This window comes from Nocardia wallacei (genome assembly GCF_029869545.1).
GTDB lineage: Bacteria > Actinomycetota > Actinomycetes > Mycobacteriales > Mycobacteriaceae > Nocardia > Nocardia wallacei_A.
In genome coordinates, this window is record NZ_JARWQD010000316.1 from 13,082 (window position 1) to 29,925 (window position 16,844).

Here is a 16,844-nt window from a genome sequence, read left to right on the forward strand (position 1 = left end):
TGACGGAAGATGCGTGGTGGCGACCCGGGCACCGCGGATGTTGGTTGCGGTCGGCGGCGGGGATCGGTCAGGGCAGCGTCTTGGCTAGGACGCCGTTGTCGACGATGTGGATGAGGTGGCCGTCCAGGCGCAGAGTCACCTTCCGGCCAGCGAGTTCAGTGCCGATTTTGAGGCGTCGTTTGGCGAGATCGACTGCGCCGTTGACGTCCACGGTGCGTTCAACCTCGACTACTTCGCCCGCGGCGAGGGTGCCGTCGCGTTCGAGTGACCGCCCTGCTGGTGGACCAGCGGGGCGGGCTCCGCGCATGCTCAGCTGGCGGAGGTGGTCGGTGTCGAGGTTCGACGCTGCGGTTTTGACCACCAGGCCGTCGATGAGGATGTGGACGGTGTGCTCGTCGACCCAGACGTGAGCGCGCTGCCCGGCCCGCTCGGCGCCGATTCGGATGCGCTGAACGTTCGGAATCAGCGGCACCATCCGCTGGCGGCCACCACAGTGTCGAACTCGACCGCGCCTGCCGAGGTCGGCAGCATCAACACGGGCTTCGGCTCCCGGACAACGGGATCGGGTGCGATGGGTAGGCGGTGATCCCGGATATCGGTGGCAGCATGGTGTCGGCTTCCGGCGGTTCGGGTTGGGCGTTGGGCCGGAACAGGCTGGCGGGCGTGGCCATGTCCAGCGCCTGGTGCGGCCGGGTGTGGTTATAGGTGTGAACCCAGGCGGTGATCGCGGTCTGCGCGGTCGGCAGGTCGGTGAAACCCCTGCGGGATCGAGAAGTTCGCGCCGCAATGTCTGAGTAGGCTCGGCCGAGCGGCGAGGTGCCAGCGTTGTGCTGGTCCTTTTCCGCTCGGCTGCCCCCGAACCGGGCATGCCCGTTTCCGAGCACCGCGGCTCTCCAGTGACTACTGCGTGAATGTTGCCCGGTGGGTGTGGATCAGGTCGTGGCAGTCGCGGCAGACCACGAAATCTTGCGCCGCTTGTTGGCCATGGCCTGCGCCCAGGGTGGTGGTGTTCCGGTCGTCGCGAGATCGGCAAGCCTGCGGATGTGATGGACTTCGATGTCGTCCGTCTGCTTGCAGAGTTCGCATATCCCTTTGAGAAGCCGTTGGATCAGCTTCTTGCGGGGATAGAGTGGCCGGTGGGGCTGGCGGTCGATAATGAACGCAGCCTTGTTCCGCCGCAACGGGATTCCGCCGAACCGTGCGACCAGTGGGTTCCTGCTGCCGCGAGCGATACTGGCTTCGAAAACACACCCGCTGTCCGTGCGGTGTCGCGATCTTGGCCTTGTAGCGGGCCGCGGTCTTCGACACCGTCGAGCGGTGTTTGCTCGCCAGGGTTTGAGCATGGAGGTCTCAATGACCCAGCGCAGCCGGTGTAGCCGTTGAACGTCGTAGCGAGCAGGTAGTACTGGACGATGCCCCGATACTCGGCCCCGAACTTGCTGACGATGGTGTAGTCGTCTTCGTTGACAATCCGGTTCCGGCGCGCGGGTTCTCCGCGCGACAAGTAAAGGGACGCTTTGGATTTGACCACGTCCGCGGGAACGTTGCAGGACTATCGTCCCGGGTCTGCCGCGAGAACGGCATCACGACCCGGCTGACGAAGCCGTCATCGCCGACCACGCGGTACGTCGACCAGGATGGCGCTGTCACAAGCTCGGGGCCCACCATGATCGCGTCGCCGTAGTCCACGACCTCATCGAGCCGCTCATCGTCCGCGCGATATCAAGGCCGCGACGTGTTCGGCGCGCCCGCAGCCGTCGAGGCCGAGCAGCAGCTCAAACACTGCGCCGATCGGGTGGTCGGCTACACCGAGCGGGTCTTTTCAAGCCCTGCACCAAATGTATCCGAACGCAACTTGACCCGAGAGGCCCTGATGAGCGTGGGCACGCGAATCTTCTACGACATCAATGACTTTGACCGCGACACCTGCTAGTTGCAACCGATCGTGTCCGGCTATGCGAACTACGGTGTCGTATTGTTCGCGGTGCTGCTGCTGGTCGGACTGCCGCGATCGTCAGCCAACAGCGGGACCATCCGCTCGGCGATGTAGCGCAGCTCGGCAGTCACACGTTCCCCCGGCTTCTTCGCCACTTTCAGGTGATACCGGGTGCCCTCGACACAGAACGGGCACCCCCGATTCGTTGGATGGTGGCCACCAGTTGCCTGTCGATGAACTCATCGCGAAGACTCCCTGGTCGACGAGCGGGGCGGTCGACCCCGGAGGTCGAACGCCCTGGCTGTGTGCATAGACGGTCGGGCCGACTGGTGGTCACCGATACCGAGGCGGGAGTACCGGCGCAGCCTGACGTGCTCGCGCTATTCTGGGGTCGTAGCGTTCACCTCCCATGGAGAAAGATCTTCTCGTTGAGGAGCCTGTGTCCACCCTGCATGAACGTCCCCGGCGCACTTAATCACCACTGACACAGAGGAATTGAGCACCTTCCGTCCAAGGGGTTGCAGGCATGGCCTGTGCCCAAGTTCGGCTGCCGCAGGGTCCGGGTCGGTCGAAGGTGTTGCTCACCGGCGAGGTGACCGACGACGCGCTGGCGGTGGCGGTGCGATCCATCGTCGACCAAGGCGGCGCGGCGTGCGTGAACGCGACCGCGATCTTCGTCGAGCGCGATCACCTCGAGGTCGCCCACCGCATCGCCGAGCAGCTGGCGGCACTGCCGACCTTGGCGCCGCTCGATGATGCCGCGGCGCTGCCGACCTGCCCCGAGCCCGAGGCGCGCCGGCTGGCGGCGGCGGTCGAGGCGCGCGGCCGCGGGCCACCGCGTTCCTGTCGGCGGCGGATATGGTGGCGCCGCTCGGCGATAGCAGCGCGGTGTTGCGGCCCACCCTGTACGCGTGCGATTGTCCGGATGCCTCGCAGGCCAGGTTCGAGATACTGTATCCCTGTGCGCGGGTGCTGCCGTGGTCGCGCACGGGTAGAGCGATGCTGTCGGACAGCTCACCGCGGTCGCCGAGGACGACGATCTGATCGATGACCTGGTCGCCGATCCCACGATCCGCAATGTCTATCTCGGTGACTACCCGACCTATTGGACGAAGGTCGGAGTTCCCCACGACGGATATCTCGGCGAATTTCTGATGAGCGCCAAGGGCGTAGCCAGATAGGTGGTCGCGCGCCGATAAGCGTGCGGAAGCGAACAGGCGGGGAGGGGAGCCGGAGTACATGGACGCCGTCGTCGAGGCCGGTGTCGGTTCGATGCGTTGATCGATTGTTCCCGAGGGGGTTTGATGCGCACTCTGATCATCGACAATTACGACTCGTACACATTCAATCCTTTTCAGTTGATCGCCGAGGTCAACGGATCCGGCCCTTTGTCGTGCACAACGATGACAGCTCGCTTCGCGCAATGGATTTCACCGAATTCGACAATTTTGTCGTTTCGCCCCGGGCCGGGACGTCCGCAGGCTTCGCGCGATTTGGGTTATGCCGCAGGTTCTGGCCGAGGCGAGCCTGCCCGTGCTGGGCGTATGCATGGGCCACCAGGCCATCGCGCCCGGTGCCGGGGCTTCGGTCGGACCCGCGCCTCGGCCGCGGCACGGTCATCTCACCCGGGTCCGGCACGACGACAGCGAGCTGTTCGACGGTCTGCCGCAGGATTTCGTCGCGGTGCGGTATCACTCGCTGCGCGTCGACGAGCCCCTGCCGGACGGAATCGGGGCCACGGCCTGGGCCGAGGACGGCGTGGTGATGGCGATACGCCATCGGACACGCCCGCAGTGGGGCGTGCAGTTTCATCCGGAATCCATTGCCTCCGAGGGCCGCCGGCTCCTGGCGAACTTCAAGGACCTCACACCTCATCCTCGCTCGCGCGGACCGACCCGTTGCCGTGCCGGCGCCACCGGCTGTCGAAGGGCAGGGGCGACGAGATCCTGAGGTCGGATGAGCGGGATGGTTCGCGGAACACCTCTACGGAACAGAGATGGGCTGGCCGGAAACCGGGGACACGGGGTGTTCCGCTGGCAGATCGGCTTGTGGAACACCCCGGATCACGGTCAGCTGGGTTGGAGTTGGCGGTCCTCGACGAGGAAGACGTGGGCCGTGGCGATGTCGAAGTACATGCCTGCCAATCGCAGCTTGCCCTCGCGTTCGGCGGTGGCACCGGCGGGGTAGCTCCGCAGGTGATCGAGTTGTTGCAGCACATTGTGCCGGGACAGTTCGTCGATCGGCGAGGTGCTCTCGTCGTCCGGCGGCGGGGACAGCTGCGGGGTGCTGTCGCTGGTGCCCAGCCGTTCCACGCTGGGCCGTGCCAGCTCCAGCCAGCCGTGGAGTCCGGGTAGGCCCTCAGGCGCGCCGGCGAGGGCTGCTGTCATGGCGCCGCAGGAGGAGTGTCCGCAGACTACGATGTCTTCGACACCGAGCATGACCACGGCGTACTCGACGGCGGCGGCGACGGAGGTGTCGGCGGGCGGGGTGGACTGTTGGTGGGGCGGTACGAGATTGCCGATATTGCGGACGACGAACAGGTCACCGGGTCCGCTGGCGGTGATCATGTTCGGCACGATGCGGGAGTCGGCGCAGGTGATCAGCAGTGTTTTGGGGGATTGCCTGTCGGCGAGTCGGTTCATCATCGGCTGCACCGTAGCGGCGGTGTGCTTGCGGTAGGTTTCCATGCCTCGGTGCAGGGCCGCGTTGATCGGGGGGCGTCGGTGTTCGTCGGTGTCGGCGACTGCGGTGACCGGTGATTGCCAGTCCGACCACGGGGCCATCCACGGGGCGACGGACGCGGCGGCGGCCTTGCGGTGCACGGTCGGTGTGCCGTTCTTGCCGGAGCTCAGCCAGGGGTGGCCGATCTCGTGGACGATCACCCTACCGCCGTTGGCCTCGTAGGCTTCCTGCCAGTCGCTGATCGTTTCGAACGCGGAATGATCCAGGTAGTCCACGACCAGGTCCAGGTGCACGGTGCGGGCCTCGGGGATCGTGCCCAGCACCGAGGATAGCCGGGGTGTGGACAGGAAGCTCAGCGCGCCTTCGACGATCACATGCCATCCGCCGTCCTTGGCTTCGGCGTGCACGGCCGACCACATGGTCCGTCGCAGCATCATCACGACCGCGACCGCGAGACCGAGGAACACGCCCTGCATCAGGTCCAGCAGAATGACGCCGCCGAGAGTGGCGGCGTAGACGAGGATGTCGCCGTGGCGGTGCGCGGTGCGAATGTGACCGACATCGACCAGTTTGATGCCGACATAGACCAGCAATCCGGCCAGGCTCGCCATCGGGATGTTGGAGATCAGCCCGCCGAGCGCGACGGTGAACACCAACACCCAGACGCCGTGCAGGATCGTCGACCAGCGGGTGCGCGCACCGGCCATCACATTGGTCGAGCTGCGGACGATGACACCGGTGACCGGCAGACCACCGACGGCCCCGCATGCCATGTTGGTGATGCCTTGCCCGACCAACTCCCGGTTGAGCCGCGCGCGCGGACCTTTGTGCAGTTTGTCGACCGCGACTGCGGACAGCAGGTTCTCGACACTGGCGATCAGCGCGACCGTGATCACGCCGACGAGGAATGCGCCGTATTCGGCATCGGGCAGTTTCGGCGCGAAGGACAGCGCGGTGAGCAGGTTGCCGGGGATCTGCACCCGGTTCACGGGCAGATCGGCGGCCGTGGCCACGGCGGTGACGAGCGCGATCGCCACGAGCGGACCGGGCACCCGACGCAGCGCGGCGGGCAGTTTCGGCCACAGCAGCAGGATCGCGATGGTGGCGACACCGACCGCAGTTTCCCAGGGATGATCGGCGGCGATGTCGCTGGGCAGGGTCCGCAGGTTCTCGATCGGTGAGCTCGCCGCCTTGAAACCCAGGATGACGTGAAGCTGGCCGAGCACGATCGTGACGCCGATACCGGCCAGCATGGCGTGTACCACAGCCGGGGAGATCGCCAGCGCCGCGCCGGCGACCCGGCTCAGACCGAACAGGATCTGCAGCGCGCCCGCGCACACCGTGATCGCGCACATCGCGGCCCAGCCCAGGTCGGTGACCAGCCCGGCCACGACGACGACCATGCCCGCGGCGGGACCGCTGACCATCAGCTGCGACCCGCCGAGGAACCCGGCGAGGATGCCGCCGATCACCGCCGAGATCAGCCCGCTGTAGACCGGGGCACCGGAAGCGAGCGCGATACCCAGGGACAACGGCACCGCGACCAAGAACACCACGATCGACGCGGGGACATCGAACTTCACCACCTTCCGCCAGCCGAACTGCGGCTGCCCCGGCCCGGACCGGTTTTGCGTTACTTGCATCGAACTATCTCCTCTCAGGCGATGCGAGTCCTCACGCGGCGCGACCCGCCACGCGATGGCCGCGCGGCGGGCTCCACACCGACTTCCTGCCAGCTTCGGTTCGTGCCAGTCCGGTCGTAAGCCACGTTGCGCAATCGCCGTAACGAGAATCCGCACTCGTAGAAAAGCGGACACAACGGAACATCCGGAAAACGGTCGGACAACAACGCCGAGAGCAACAAAGTCAACTTGGATGGCACGGTCGTATGACCAACTCGCTCCGTCGAAAACGGTTGGCCTCCAGCAGTTCCGGTCAACCAACCTCACGCAGGGAATTTCCGTGAATGCCGACACTCCGGACGCTCGGAATTCTGCGGAACCCCGGATAATGGTCACCGACGAATCGGGACACAATCGGTTCGGCATCGAGTCGAGGGAGTTGCCGAAGGCGATGACCACCCGCATACGCCACCACCTCCGATTTCACCCGGCAGATGTTCTGCACGGGTCCGCAAGGCCCGGCTGCGGGGCGGTCAACCCGCCCTCGCCGGTCAGCTGCAATCCATTCGCACGAGCCTGCTCGACCAACTGGCCAACCAGATCCGCATCCACCGCCGATGTCTTCACGTCCTGCCGTTTCGCCACCGCAGCAGTATCGGCCGTCTCGGCCGTCAACGCATCAGGCATCAAGTGCCACCCTGGGTTTGGAGTTCGATTCGCTGAACGAAGTTCAGCGGGAAGGTACCGCCGTGCCGACACTTGGATCCGGTGACGAGGAAAAAGCCGGTCGGGGCTTCCTCTGAGGAGTTGGCCGGTCAGGAACTGGTCCGGATGGCCAAGGAGGAGGGGATTGTCGCTGACCGGTCCGGACGGGCTGCTCAAGCAGTTCAGCAAGACCGTCCTCGAAACCGCGTTGAACGAAGAGATGACCGATCACCGCGGATACGACAAGCACGAGGCGCCCGAGGAGCGGGAAACGGTGAACGTGCGCAACGGAACTCGCCCTAGGTGGCTGGTGTCGAACGGGCCCATTTGGGCGGTGAGGCCGCCCGGTCGGTGCGGGATTGATGGTTGACTGGTGCTGGCGGACCCGTCGCTGGGACTGTATCTGGTTGTGCCCGTTACTGTTCGGGATGGCCGTTGGCGCTGGGCTCGTCGGTCTCAGATGCGGGCACCGGCCCAGCCGCTGGTGGTGTGGCCGATGCCGAGGACGGCAAGGCGTGCGAGGTTGTGCGCGGCGGCGAGCAGGCCGAAGTCGGCGCCGATCTTCGCTCGTCCGCGAAGGCGGGCGCGGCGCCCGCCGTGGCGGCGGCGCATCGGGTGGGCGATCTTGCATTCGACCTTGGGTCTGGTCGCGCTGTAGCTGGCCTTCCGGTCCGGGTCCCGTTGTCGTGTGCGGGCTGTGGCCAGGTATTTCTCGTAGGCACCGACGGTGATCGTGCGCCCGCCAGCCGCCGAGGTGCACTGCGCGCGCAACGGACACTCGCCGCAGGCGGAACCGAAATAGGCGACACCGGTGTGACGGCCGGTGCTGGGCAGGATTGTCGCAGTGATCCCGGCCGGGCAGGTCACCGTCTGCCGTTCCAGGTCGACCGTGAAGCGGTCCTTGGAGAAATGCCCCTTCACCGACGCCGACGGCTGCACCTTGACCTGATTGCGAATCCCATTGTCGTCCAACCGTTTCAGTAACTCTCCTGCACCGTAAGCGGCATCACCGAACACCGCGCCGGCTTCGGCTTCGGCTTCGGCTTCGGCTTCGGAGGGCAGTATGTCGGCCAGCAGGCCAGTAGCGGCATCGGCGTCGCCGCTGTTGCCGGGGGTGACCGCAGTGGCGGTGATGATCTCGCTGTCGGGGTCGATCGCGATATGGCCCTTGTAGCCGTCGAACCCCCGGGCGCTGGTCTTGTGCCCATGGCGGGTCTCGGGATCGACAGTCGAGATCACCCGGTCGGCTGCTGTGCCACGCACGATCCGGAAGTTCCCGTCGTCATCGGTGATGTCCTGGCCCAGCACAGTGGCCAGCAGCCGCGCGGCCTGGCCGACGCGTTCGTCGAGCTCGCGCCCGTTCAACAGCGCAACCATCGCCGACCCGTCCCGGGCACGGGAATCGATCAACTGCTCACGGGCGGTCTCGTCGTCCCAGTCGATCACGGGTTTCGCGGTATCGGTGTAGTCGTCACCGCTGGTGATCACCGCCCGCAGCGCAGCGGCCTGCTCGACGTCGGCGACGGCGAGCAGGCCACGGATCGCCGACCGGATCAACGTGACGGTGTCCATCGTGGCCACCGCGTCATACAGCGCAGTCGAGTCCAGCACCCGCTTGCGGCCAATCAGCCCCGGGGCACGCGCCACCTCGAGCACGGCATCGAAGATGCGGTCGGGCCGGTCCGAACGGGCCAGCCTCGCCCGCATGTCCACCAGCACCGTGTGCACGAACCCCGGATAGTCGAAATCCAAGCCTCCGGCGGCATACTTCCAGCGGGCATCGAACGCGAACCGCTCCACCGCTTCCCGATCCGACAGACCCTCGATGCGCTGCAGCACCATCACCACTGCCACGATCATCGGCGGCACGCTACGGCGACCCGCATCGGTGGACAAGTCGGCGAACATCTCGTCCGGGAACAACCGGACGCATTCCCGGTGCAGCACACCATAAATCGAGTCCTCCGCCACCCGGCCCGCGCAGAATTCCGCCGTCGACCGCAGCAGATCACCCTGACTCGGCACACGCCCCAACGTCACCCGAACATTCTGCTCGAGACACACCCCTCACCGCACGAAAAACACCAGCCACCTAGGGCGGACGGCGGAGATCGCCCATGGCGGGCATGCGGCTTCGGACGGTGTGGCTGGGCAACGTGGCGATGGGGCGGCGACGGTGGCGATCGGGACGCCCAGGCTCGTCTCGCTGTCGATGCCTGTCAACGGACATTGGGATCTGTCACAAAGTTGGCGGCGCCCTGAGGATTTGGAGTCCAGCGGACAGTAGTCGATCATGATCCGGGTGCGCTGATCTCGATCCGAGGGTCCTCGTGTCATCGATCGATGTCACACGTTGAGCGGACGGCGGTGACGGAGAAGGTCCAAGAGATCTATCGAGCAGGAAGAGTTTTACAGCCAGCGCGCCGACAGTTCCGGCCGTGCCAGCTCCGCCCACAGCACGGTTCTGCCCGTGGCGGTGTGGCGGTGTGCTGGCCGCAGCGGGCACTTTTGATGCGTTCCACGTAATCGCTGACCAACCGCCCGGACTCGGCGATGATCATCGAGTTTTCCGGCGAGTCGTGCACCTCCACCAGCAACCGCGCCGCGGATTCGGCCCGCAACCACAGCGTCAACCTGGTCGGATACTGCAGCTCGTAGTCTTCCACGGCGGCCGCGAACGCCTTGGTGAGATCGTGGACGACCCGTTCGGCATCGGCCAGCACATCCGTCCACCCCACCGGAACAACGTGTTACGCAGGAACATCCCTGCCAGACGCACCGCGGAAAACTGCGCCGACAGATCGAGCCGGTCTGTTCCCGCGCCAGGCAGCATGCCCGGCGGCGGCAACCCCCGGTCGGCACCGACGCGAGTGGCGATATGCGCGGCGACCCTGGTCAGCTGACCCGCCAGCATCGCCTTCTCACGATCGCTCAGCGGTCCGGTGGCGGCGTCGAGCGCGGCGTGCTTCACACGCACCGATGCGGCGGATCTCGCCGAGGAGGTCAGACACCGCTGGTAGCGACTGTGCACCCGGACCGACCAACCAGTGCAACCCGGACACGACGCACCCTGCGCGGTGACGCTGGCATGGATCCGTAAAGCTGTTCCGCCGCGGGTGACCTGTTCGATGCTCAGGTCGGCCAGATGCGGAAGCAGAGCCTTCAGATCAACATCAGCACACCCGGATCATGATCGATCACCCCTCACCCGACTCCAAATCGCCAGGGCGCCACCAACTTTGTGCCTGAGCCCGTGAATGCCGGGTAGGCGGTCGGTTCGGCTCCGGTGTGGCGGACACGAAATCATGTCCACCGAACCGGAGCCACATGTCCGCCCAGCCGGATTATTGCCCATCCGCTTGCACGCGTACCCGCCAATCAGCGATCAGATGATTAATCCGTGTGGTGCAACATAATTCGATTCCTCTAACCCGGTGGCGTTCGCCGTTACCAAGCGGATATCTTCTTGTCGCGCAAGGTTTCGACACCGAGGGTTGCATGGACGGTGCTGTTGTCCGCCTGCCGCCGAACGGCGGCCACCCTTGATGGGTCTGGATGGTCCGAAGCCCACTGGCGCAAGAGCGGCCGCAGCTCGATGGGCAAGGACTGTGTCGAGGTCGCGTTCCTCGATGGGGGCATGGTCGGAGTTCGCGACTCCAAGAACCCCACCGGTCCCGCGCTCGTCTCCACTCCCAGCGAATGGGACGCCTTCGTCGCCGGTACCACAGATGGCGAGTTCAACCGGCCGTAAGCGCGAGCATAGGCAGAGAGCGCCGTGAACGGTCTTGATACCCGCACTGGTCGAGACCAGGAACGGTGTCGTGTCAAACTGCCCGGATTCGGACCTCATCGGATGGACGAACCGGCTGCAGTTGTTCGTCTGGCTACCCGATCCAGGTCGGCTCCGGTCGCCTCGGCGTCGGAGCAACTGGGGGATTCGGATCACCGGAGGTCGCGCGGCGTGTCATACGGTTCGCATGGCGCTCACCAGCCCCGACAACCGCAGCTCACACGCCCGCAATCCCCTCGGCGAACTCGGCGATCCGCCGACGCAGCCCCTCTACCTCCTCGACCGCGGCAGCCTCACGCAGGCCAGCTCGTCGCGCCACAACCCAGTCACCGTCTCGGCGATAGACCGCCAGCGACCACACCGACAGGCCCAGAGGTCCCCAGATCACATCGCTACAACCGCTATTTCGATCAGTTTGTGGACTGGCAGTTATGCGCGACGGCGTTGGAAGCCTTTCGCTACCCGTCTCAACTTCGTCGGCGGTCTACTGCGAGGGACGCATGGATGAGATCGACGAGGCCGTCGAGCGCCGTCAACGACGACTCGTGCTGATAGGTCAGGCCAGGGAACTGCTCGGAGACGGCGACGAATGCCGCGTCCGCTGTGGACCATTGGACATGGATCGCGGAAAGTCGTACCCATTGGTCGATACCGTTCATGGTGGAGCCTTCACAGAAATGTGAACGACCGGTCGGATATCAGCGTGCCACATCGGTCGACGCCCACGGTAGAGGCGATACCAGGATGCCTCCCACCCGTTAGCTCGCGGTGAACGTTCTCGGTATCTTCGATGGCGACCGGTCGAACAGGCACGTTCTCCACAGGCACGTCGTGGGTGTCCATCGCAGCTCGACGAGCTTCCGACCAATCCGTACGGGGAGGAACGGGCGTTGACCGGCCAGCGCCCGCGTGCGCGGCGCTGTGTCCGATTCCGCTGGGGCTGCTGCAGTTTCTTCTTTTCGGAAGCTGGATGGGCGGAGCGAGTCCTGGGCCGGGTCAGAGTGGAGACCGGCGGCACTTCTGAAGGCATCGATGATCGTCGGGTGCTGCTGCGCCGTTGTCGGCGCGGGCACCGATCGCGTGTGTGCCGTGGACTGTCGGGCACCGACAGATCGGGTGGTGTGACGACGATGGCCGACATACTGAGACAGTGCACGTGCAGTTGCGGTTCCCGCCGGGCGGAGCCGTACTCGACTACCGGGCCAGCCGGGCGATCGCCGTCAGACTGGCTGCCGAGTTCGGCCTGCACGGTGTCGACGTCCGTGTGGACGACCAGGTGACCGGCGCGTTGGCGGACTTGCCGAATCCCGAACTATGGTCGCCGTAACCGTTGTCGGTGCGAGACCGCGGTTGCGCCAACAGGTTTCGGATCACCCCGCCCAGGCGTGCCCGGACAGCGTCGTTTCGTCGTCGCCGCGCATGGCGTAGACGCGTTCGAGGAAGTCGCGGTGGGCGCGCAGGGTGGCGTCGAGCAGTTCGCGCCAGGTGCGGCGGTCGACGCGGCTGTCGCTGTCGAGCGACGACAGCGACGCCGGGCCGAGCCGGTCGACGTGGTCGACGATGAAAGTCAGTCTGCGCCTGGGGAATTGGGCACCGATTCGGGGGTTGTCGTCGAGGAAGCGATCCAACGCGTAGAGGTAGTTGATGGCGCGTGCGTATTCGGTGTCGGTGAGGTGGTAGTCCATCCGCTTGATCTCGACGATCCACAGCTCGCCGGAGTCGTGCAGCAGCACGAAGTCCGGTTCGCGACGGTGGCTGCCGATCGTCGTGGTCACCAGGGTGGCGCCGAATTTCTGTGCGTACCAGCGTTCGAAGCTGGCCCGTACCCGTTCCAGGGATTCGTTCATGCCCAGTGGTGTCCATTCCGGCGCGAGCAGCCACGGCGCGCTCTCGATCAGCTCCTGGAACGGCCGCTCCAGCGACCGGCGATCGTCGATCAGGCCGCGCAGCCGGTCCAGCACCGCGACCCGGTCGCTGGCGATCTGCCCCAGCGAATAGATCTCGGCGACCCGCGCCCGCTCGAACAGCGCCACCACCACATCCAGTGCCGGATCACCGTCCTGAGCGATCTGCTGCAACGTCTCCAGCAGACTGCGCTGCGGCCCCAGCGACAACGCCAGCCGCACAATGCTCTCGACGTGCGCGGCATCCTCCAGCGCCGCACGATCCTTGTGCGCCACCAGAATTCGCGCCGCATCCAGCACCGAATCACGAAACACACGGTCGCCCGGCGCGATCGCTTCGAGCGTCTGGTGAATCTGCGACTTCGCCAGGAACTCCTGCCACACCCGCCCCCGGATCGACTTCTCCCCCAGCCGCCCGATCTCGCGGACCAGGCCCGCACCCCACACCGCCAGCGCCTCACCGCGCGCGGAATTCCACATGATGTCCTGGCGATCGGACCGGACCAGGTCCTCCTCATCGTCGAGCCAGTCGGCGTGCACCGCACCCACCAGGTACGACCGCAGCTTGTACTCCCCGGTGAACCCGGACGAGATGCCGAAATCCCTGGTCTGGGCGACGATTTTGCCGCGCGCGTAGATCCGCACCCCGGCCATGGCCGCATCTCGGTAGGGCTGCTTGGAATAGGCGACCCAGCCGGTGACCGGCAGGAACTGACGCCCGAACCGCACCGGTCGTCGGCCCACATCGATGCGCGTCTCCTCCATCACGTCGATCGGCAGATCGCTGAGGACGAAACCCTCGCTGCCGGGTGGGTCCGCGGCGCTGTTGGCGACCTCGACCCGCCAGTCCGGGCGCTCGATCCCGAACCGCGCGGCCAGTTGCCGGTTCAGCTCCGGACCGGATTTGACCCGCTTGCGGAAGAAGTTCCGCAGAATCACCGTCGTTCCCCGTTCGGCGGTGAAGGTGCCGTCGCGGGGGCCGGGCGCCGGGTAGTAGTCGTGCTCGGTATCCGACAGCATCTCCCCCAGATCCATCACCAGATGCGACACCGGCCACCCCTGCGGTGTCCGATCTCCCGGACTGCTGCCGGCGGAGATCACCTCGATGGTCCGGCAGATCCCGAAGGCGGCGAGTTTGCCGATTCCCTTGCGCCCCATGACCGGACGCTTCCGCTCCCGCGACAGATCCGACCCCGTCCGCACCCGCCGGTCCGAGCCGACCATCAGGTAGTGCTCGTTCACCTCCGCGGCGGTCATCCCGTGCCCGTTGTCCGCAACAACGATCTCGTAGGGCTCCTCCTCGGCGGCCCGCACCGTACCGGCCAGCGTGACCCCCCACGGCAGCGTCACCTCCACCACGGAGGCGTCCGCGTCGTAGGAATTGGCGATCAGCTCCGCCAGCACGGCCGAAACACGGTCGTACAGCTTGATACCGAGTTTGTCGATCGCCAGTCGGCTGATCCGCATCGTGTATTTGTGGTCGTCCGGTTCGCGGATCCGATCGACCGCATGCACATCGGTGTACATCGTCGGGTCCCCATCACCCTGTCGATAGCCCACTGCCAGCTATCCGTCACCCCATCAAACGCTACCCCGGAAACCACAGCCTGAACGGCGCAAGTCGCAATCCTTACCGAAAGATCCCAGGATTCACCACACGCTTGCCAAAAGACACAGACCGGTCTCAATAAGACAAGAATACCCTCATCGCGGATTTCTTTCACCGTACATCGAGCGGACCGACCACATCCTGCTACGGGCTTCTACCAGGAAGGATCTTCCAATTCACAAGGGAGCTTGCAGAGATTCGAGCTCCATGTTCAGTCATGAAAACCCATTCACCTGTCAAGGCTTCTTGAAGTACGGGAGCCGTCGAGATGGTGTCGTGATCTTTGATTTCTGTTCACCGATCCGACGTAGGAAATGCTTTGTTTCACCTGCAAGATGATGCGTGGCGTCAAGCAGTACGAGCCACACCGTCCGATCGGCATTGCCCTTGTTCTTCCTATTCCTGCTGGAGGCATCGCCATGCAACTGCATCTACACGGAGGAAAACGCGTCAGATTCTGCCGTCTGTTGAACGAATCCAGTGACAGCCTGTTGCTGGTACCGCTGGACCACTCGGTGGCCGATGGGCCGATTACCACCGGATCCGAACTGGTGCGCTTGGCGCGGATCGTCGCCGACAACGGCGCTGACGGCCTGATCCTGCACAAGGGCCGAGTCCGGTTCCTGCCACCAGAGTTGTTTCGCCACATCTCCCTGATCGTGCACCTCAGCGGAAGCACCGCCCACGCACCCGACGCCGACGCGAAGATCCTGCTGGCACTGGTGGAGGAAGCGGTGGAGCTGGGCGCCGATGCGGTGAGCGTGCACGTGAACCTCGGCTCCGCGACCGAAACACGCCAGCTCGGCGATCTGGGCCAGGTAGCCGAACGATGCTCGCGCTGGGGCATGCCACTGCTGGCGATGATCTACCCACGCGGGCCGCAGATCATCGACCCCGCGGCGGAGCATCTGGTGGCGCACGCCGCGAGCATCGCCGCGGACCTGGGGGCCGACATCGTCAAGACGCCCTACACCGGCGACCTCGAATCGATGGCCCGGGTAGTGGCCAGCTGCCCGATCCCGGTCGTCACGGCCGGGGGCGCCCCGGTGCACGACGACGACACACTCTCACAGGCGGTCTCCGAGGTCATGGCGTCCGGAGCCCTGGGAGTTGCTATGGGCCGCAACATCTTTCGTTCCAACAACCCGGCCGAGACCACCCGCCGGGTCGCCGAGGCCGTGCACGCCGGCCGCGCTGTCGCCGCCGTCGCCTGACCAAATCCCGTCTCCTGACAAGTCCGTCCGGCCCCGCCGTCCCGACGGCGCCCTGATCCCTGTCGGCACCCATTGCCGCACAGGCGCTGTACCGAGTTGCGAGATCGAAGGAGTCCCAGTGAAGTTCGCATGGATCGACGTCCGCCGACGTGACCAGCAGACCGAAGCGATTGTCGAAGAAGCCATCCACAACGGGATAGCCGGCATCGTCGCCGACGACCCCGCGCTGCTGCACACCCTGCCCCCGCACATCCAGAAAGTGGTCGTCATCGGGCCCGACACCACCGGCATCGACGACCTGGTCGCGGCCGCCGACGTCGTGCTGTCCGATCACCGCCTATCGACGCCGGACATGCCGATAGCGACGGGTGCCGCGCAGGGCGTGTACATCGACGTCGTCGACGAGCACACCCTCGACATCGCATGCCGCGTGGCCACCGAACTCGACTGGCTGGTCGTGCACTTCCGGCAGGATCCGAGCCGTATCCCGCTGGAGATCCTGCTCGCCGCCGGCGACCGCGCGGACTGCCGGGTGGTGACCGTGGTACACGACCTCGAGGATGCCGAAATCACCCTGGGCGTGCTCGAACGCGGCTCCGAAGGTGTACTGCTGGCTCCGCGGCGGGTCGGCGACGCCACCGACCTGGTGCGAATCTGCCACAGCCAGAACATCAGCCTCACCCTGGAGGAGACCGAGATCCTCAGCCTGCGCCATGTCGGGCTCGGGGAACGAGTCTGCATCGACACCTGCACCCACTTCGGTCTCGACGAAGGCATCCTCGTCGGATCCTTCGCCAAAGGCATGCTGCTGGCCTGCTCGGAAACCCACCCGCTGCCCTACATGCCCACCCGACCGTTCCGGGTCAATGCCGCAGCCCTGCACTCCTATGCACTCGCCCCCGACAACCACACCCGCTACCTCACCGAACTCCGCGGCGGATCGGAACTGCTGGCCGTCAACGTCAAGGGCGAGGCCCGCCGTATCGCCGTGGGCCGCATCAAGATGGAGACCCGGCCACTGATGCTCATCACTGCCCGCACCGCCTCCGGCACCGACGTCGAACTGGTCATGCAGAACGACTGGCACGTACGGGTTCTCGGCCCGGGCGGCAGCGTCCTCAACATCACCGACCTGCGGCCCGGTGACGTCGTCCTCGGCCACACCCTCACCGACCAGCGCCACGTCGGCTACCCGATCAAGGAGTTCCTGCACGAGCAGTAGCTTCCCCGCGCGGCCCGGGGCCGTCGACCACCCCGGCGGCCCCGGACCGCACCCCCCCCCCCGGTTTTAGGCCCGCGGTCCACCGGTTTGGGGGGGGGGGGGTTTTGATGTTGTATCACTTGGGGTTAGGGTTGCCCCACCCGCTGGTGAAGCTCGTGTC

Annotated in this window: 17 protein-coding genes; 7 read left to right on the forward strand and 10 right to left on the reverse strand. The window is 65.7% G+C overall.

Annotated features, from left to right (window positions below; translation table 11 throughout):
* Positions 1 to 67: 67 nt before the first annotated feature.
* The 3 genes from QH290_RS28895 to QH290_RS28905 are packed head-to-tail and all read right to left on the reverse strand — an operon-like array spanning position 68 to position 1,181.
* Positions 68 to 475 (reverse strand): hypothetical protein, encoded by a 408-nt coding sequence (locus QH290_RS28895; protein ID WP_280264763.1) that lies wholly within the window; start codon positions 473 to 475, stop codon positions 68 to 70.
* A 55-nt stretch (positions 476 to 530) separates the two neighbouring features.
* Positions 531 to 884 carry an integrase core domain-containing protein gene (locus QH290_RS38245; RefSeq protein WP_425301607.1) on the reverse strand — a complete coding sequence of 118 codons (354 nt, stop codon included), beginning with the start codon at positions 882 to 884 and terminating at the stop codon, positions 531 to 533.
* A gap of 48 nt (positions 885 to 932) precedes the next feature.
* Positions 933 to 1,181, reverse strand: a complete 249-nt coding sequence (locus QH290_RS28905) for an HNH endonuclease (protein WP_280264762.1) — start codon at positions 1,179 to 1,181, stop codon at positions 933 to 935.
* Positions 1,182 to 1,735: 554 nt separating this feature from the next.
* Between QH290_RS28905 and QH290_RS28910 the strand changes: the two genes are divergently transcribed.
* Positions 1,736 to 1,933, forward strand: a complete 198-nt coding sequence (locus QH290_RS28910; protein WP_280264761.1) for a Chromate resistance protein ChrB — start codon at positions 1,736 to 1,738, stop codon at positions 1,931 to 1,933.
* A gap of 1,503 nt (positions 1,934 to 3,436) precedes the next feature.
* Entirely contained in the window at positions 3,437 to 3,886 is a 450-nt protein-coding gene (locus tag QH290_RS28915; protein ID WP_280264760.1) for an anthranilate synthase component II, read from the forward strand.
* Positions 3,887 to 4,005: 119 nt separating this feature from the next.
* Here QH290_RS28915 and QH290_RS28920 read toward each other — a convergent pair whose 3' ends face one another.
* Both QH290_RS28920 and QH290_RS28925 read right to left on the reverse strand, forming a co-directional pair.
* Positions 4,006 to 6,261: a SulP family inorganic anion transporter gene (locus QH290_RS28920; RefSeq protein WP_280264759.1), complete on the reverse strand. Its 2,256-nt coding sequence runs from the start codon at positions 6,259 to 6,261 to the stop codon at positions 4,006 to 4,008.
* Between the two features lie 462 nt (positions 6,262 to 6,723).
* The gene (locus tag QH290_RS28925; protein ID WP_280264758.1) at positions 6,724 to 6,927 is read right to left on the reverse strand and encodes a hypothetical protein; all 204 of its coding nucleotides are present in this window, start codon (positions 6,925 to 6,927) and stop codon (positions 6,724 to 6,726) included.
* Between the two features lie 163 nt (positions 6,928 to 7,090).
* Here QH290_RS28925 and QH290_RS28930 point away from each other — a divergent pair, with 163 nt between their 5' ends.
* On the forward strand, positions 7,091 to 7,315 hold the full coding sequence (locus QH290_RS28930; RefSeq protein ID WP_425301606.1) for a transposase: 225 nt from the start codon (positions 7,091 to 7,093) through the stop codon (positions 7,313 to 7,315).
* An 86-nt stretch (positions 7,316 to 7,401) separates the two neighbouring features.
* Here QH290_RS28930 and QH290_RS28935 read toward each other — a convergent pair whose 3' ends face one another.
* Both QH290_RS28935 and QH290_RS28940 read right to left on the reverse strand, forming a co-directional pair.
* A complete protein-coding gene (locus QH290_RS28935) occupies positions 7,402 to 9,009 on the reverse strand; it encodes an IS1182 family transposase (protein WP_342213774.1) in 1,608 nt (535 codons plus the stop codon).
* A 326-nt stretch (positions 9,010 to 9,335) separates the two neighbouring features.
* On the reverse strand, positions 9,336 to 9,683 hold the full coding sequence (locus QH290_RS28940; protein WP_280264756.1) for a hypothetical protein: 348 nt from the start codon (positions 9,681 to 9,683) through the stop codon (positions 9,336 to 9,338).
* Positions 9,684 to 10,450: 767 nt separating this feature from the next.
* On the opposite strand from QH290_RS28940, the gene QH290_RS28945 reads away from it, so the two are divergent.
* The gene (locus QH290_RS28945) at positions 10,451 to 10,696 is read left to right on the forward strand and encodes a DUF397 domain-containing protein (RefSeq protein WP_425301605.1); all 246 of its coding nucleotides are present in this window, start codon (positions 10,451 to 10,453) and stop codon (positions 10,694 to 10,696) included.
* Between the two features lie 256 nt (positions 10,697 to 10,952).
* On the opposite strand, the gene QH290_RS28950 is transcribed toward QH290_RS28945, so the two are convergent.
* Positions 10,953 to 11,123: a hypothetical protein gene (locus QH290_RS28950; RefSeq protein WP_280264755.1), complete on the reverse strand. Its 171-nt coding sequence runs from the start codon at positions 11,121 to 11,123 to the stop codon at positions 10,953 to 10,955.
* Between the two features lie 79 nt (positions 11,124 to 11,202).
* Positions 11,203 to 11,394, reverse strand: coding sequence for a hypothetical protein (locus QH290_RS28955; RefSeq protein WP_280264754.1), 192 nt, complete (start codon positions 11,392 to 11,394; stop codon positions 11,203 to 11,205).
* Positions 11,395 to 11,885: 491 nt separating this feature from the next.
* On the opposite strand from QH290_RS28955, the gene QH290_RS28960 reads away from it, so the two are divergent.
* Positions 11,886 to 12,062 carry a hypothetical protein gene (locus QH290_RS28960; RefSeq protein ID WP_280264753.1) on the forward strand — a complete coding sequence of 59 codons (177 nt, stop codon included), beginning with the start codon at positions 11,886 to 11,888 and terminating at the stop codon, positions 12,060 to 12,062.
* A 43-nt stretch (positions 12,063 to 12,105) separates the two neighbouring features.
* Here the strand turns inward: QH290_RS28960 and QH290_RS28965 are convergent, their stop codons facing one another.
* Complete coding sequence (locus tag QH290_RS28965; protein ID WP_280264752.1) at positions 12,106 to 14,166, reverse strand: ATP-binding protein; 2,061 nt, start codon at positions 14,164 to 14,166, stop codon at positions 12,106 to 12,108.
* A gap of 501 nt (positions 14,167 to 14,667) precedes the next feature.
* Here QH290_RS28965 and QH290_RS28970 point away from each other — a divergent pair.
* Positions 14,668 to 15,462, forward strand: coding sequence for a 2-amino-3,7-dideoxy-D-threo-hept-6-ulosonate synthase (locus QH290_RS28970; RefSeq protein WP_280264751.1), 795 nt, complete (start codon positions 14,668 to 14,670; stop codon positions 15,460 to 15,462).
* A gap of 118 nt (positions 15,463 to 15,580) precedes the next feature.
* A complete protein-coding gene (locus tag QH290_RS28975) occupies positions 15,581 to 16,684 on the forward strand; it encodes a 3-dehydroquinate synthase II family protein (RefSeq protein WP_280264750.1) in 1,104 nt (367 codons plus the stop codon).
* Positions 16,685 to 16,844 lie beyond the last annotated feature (160 nt).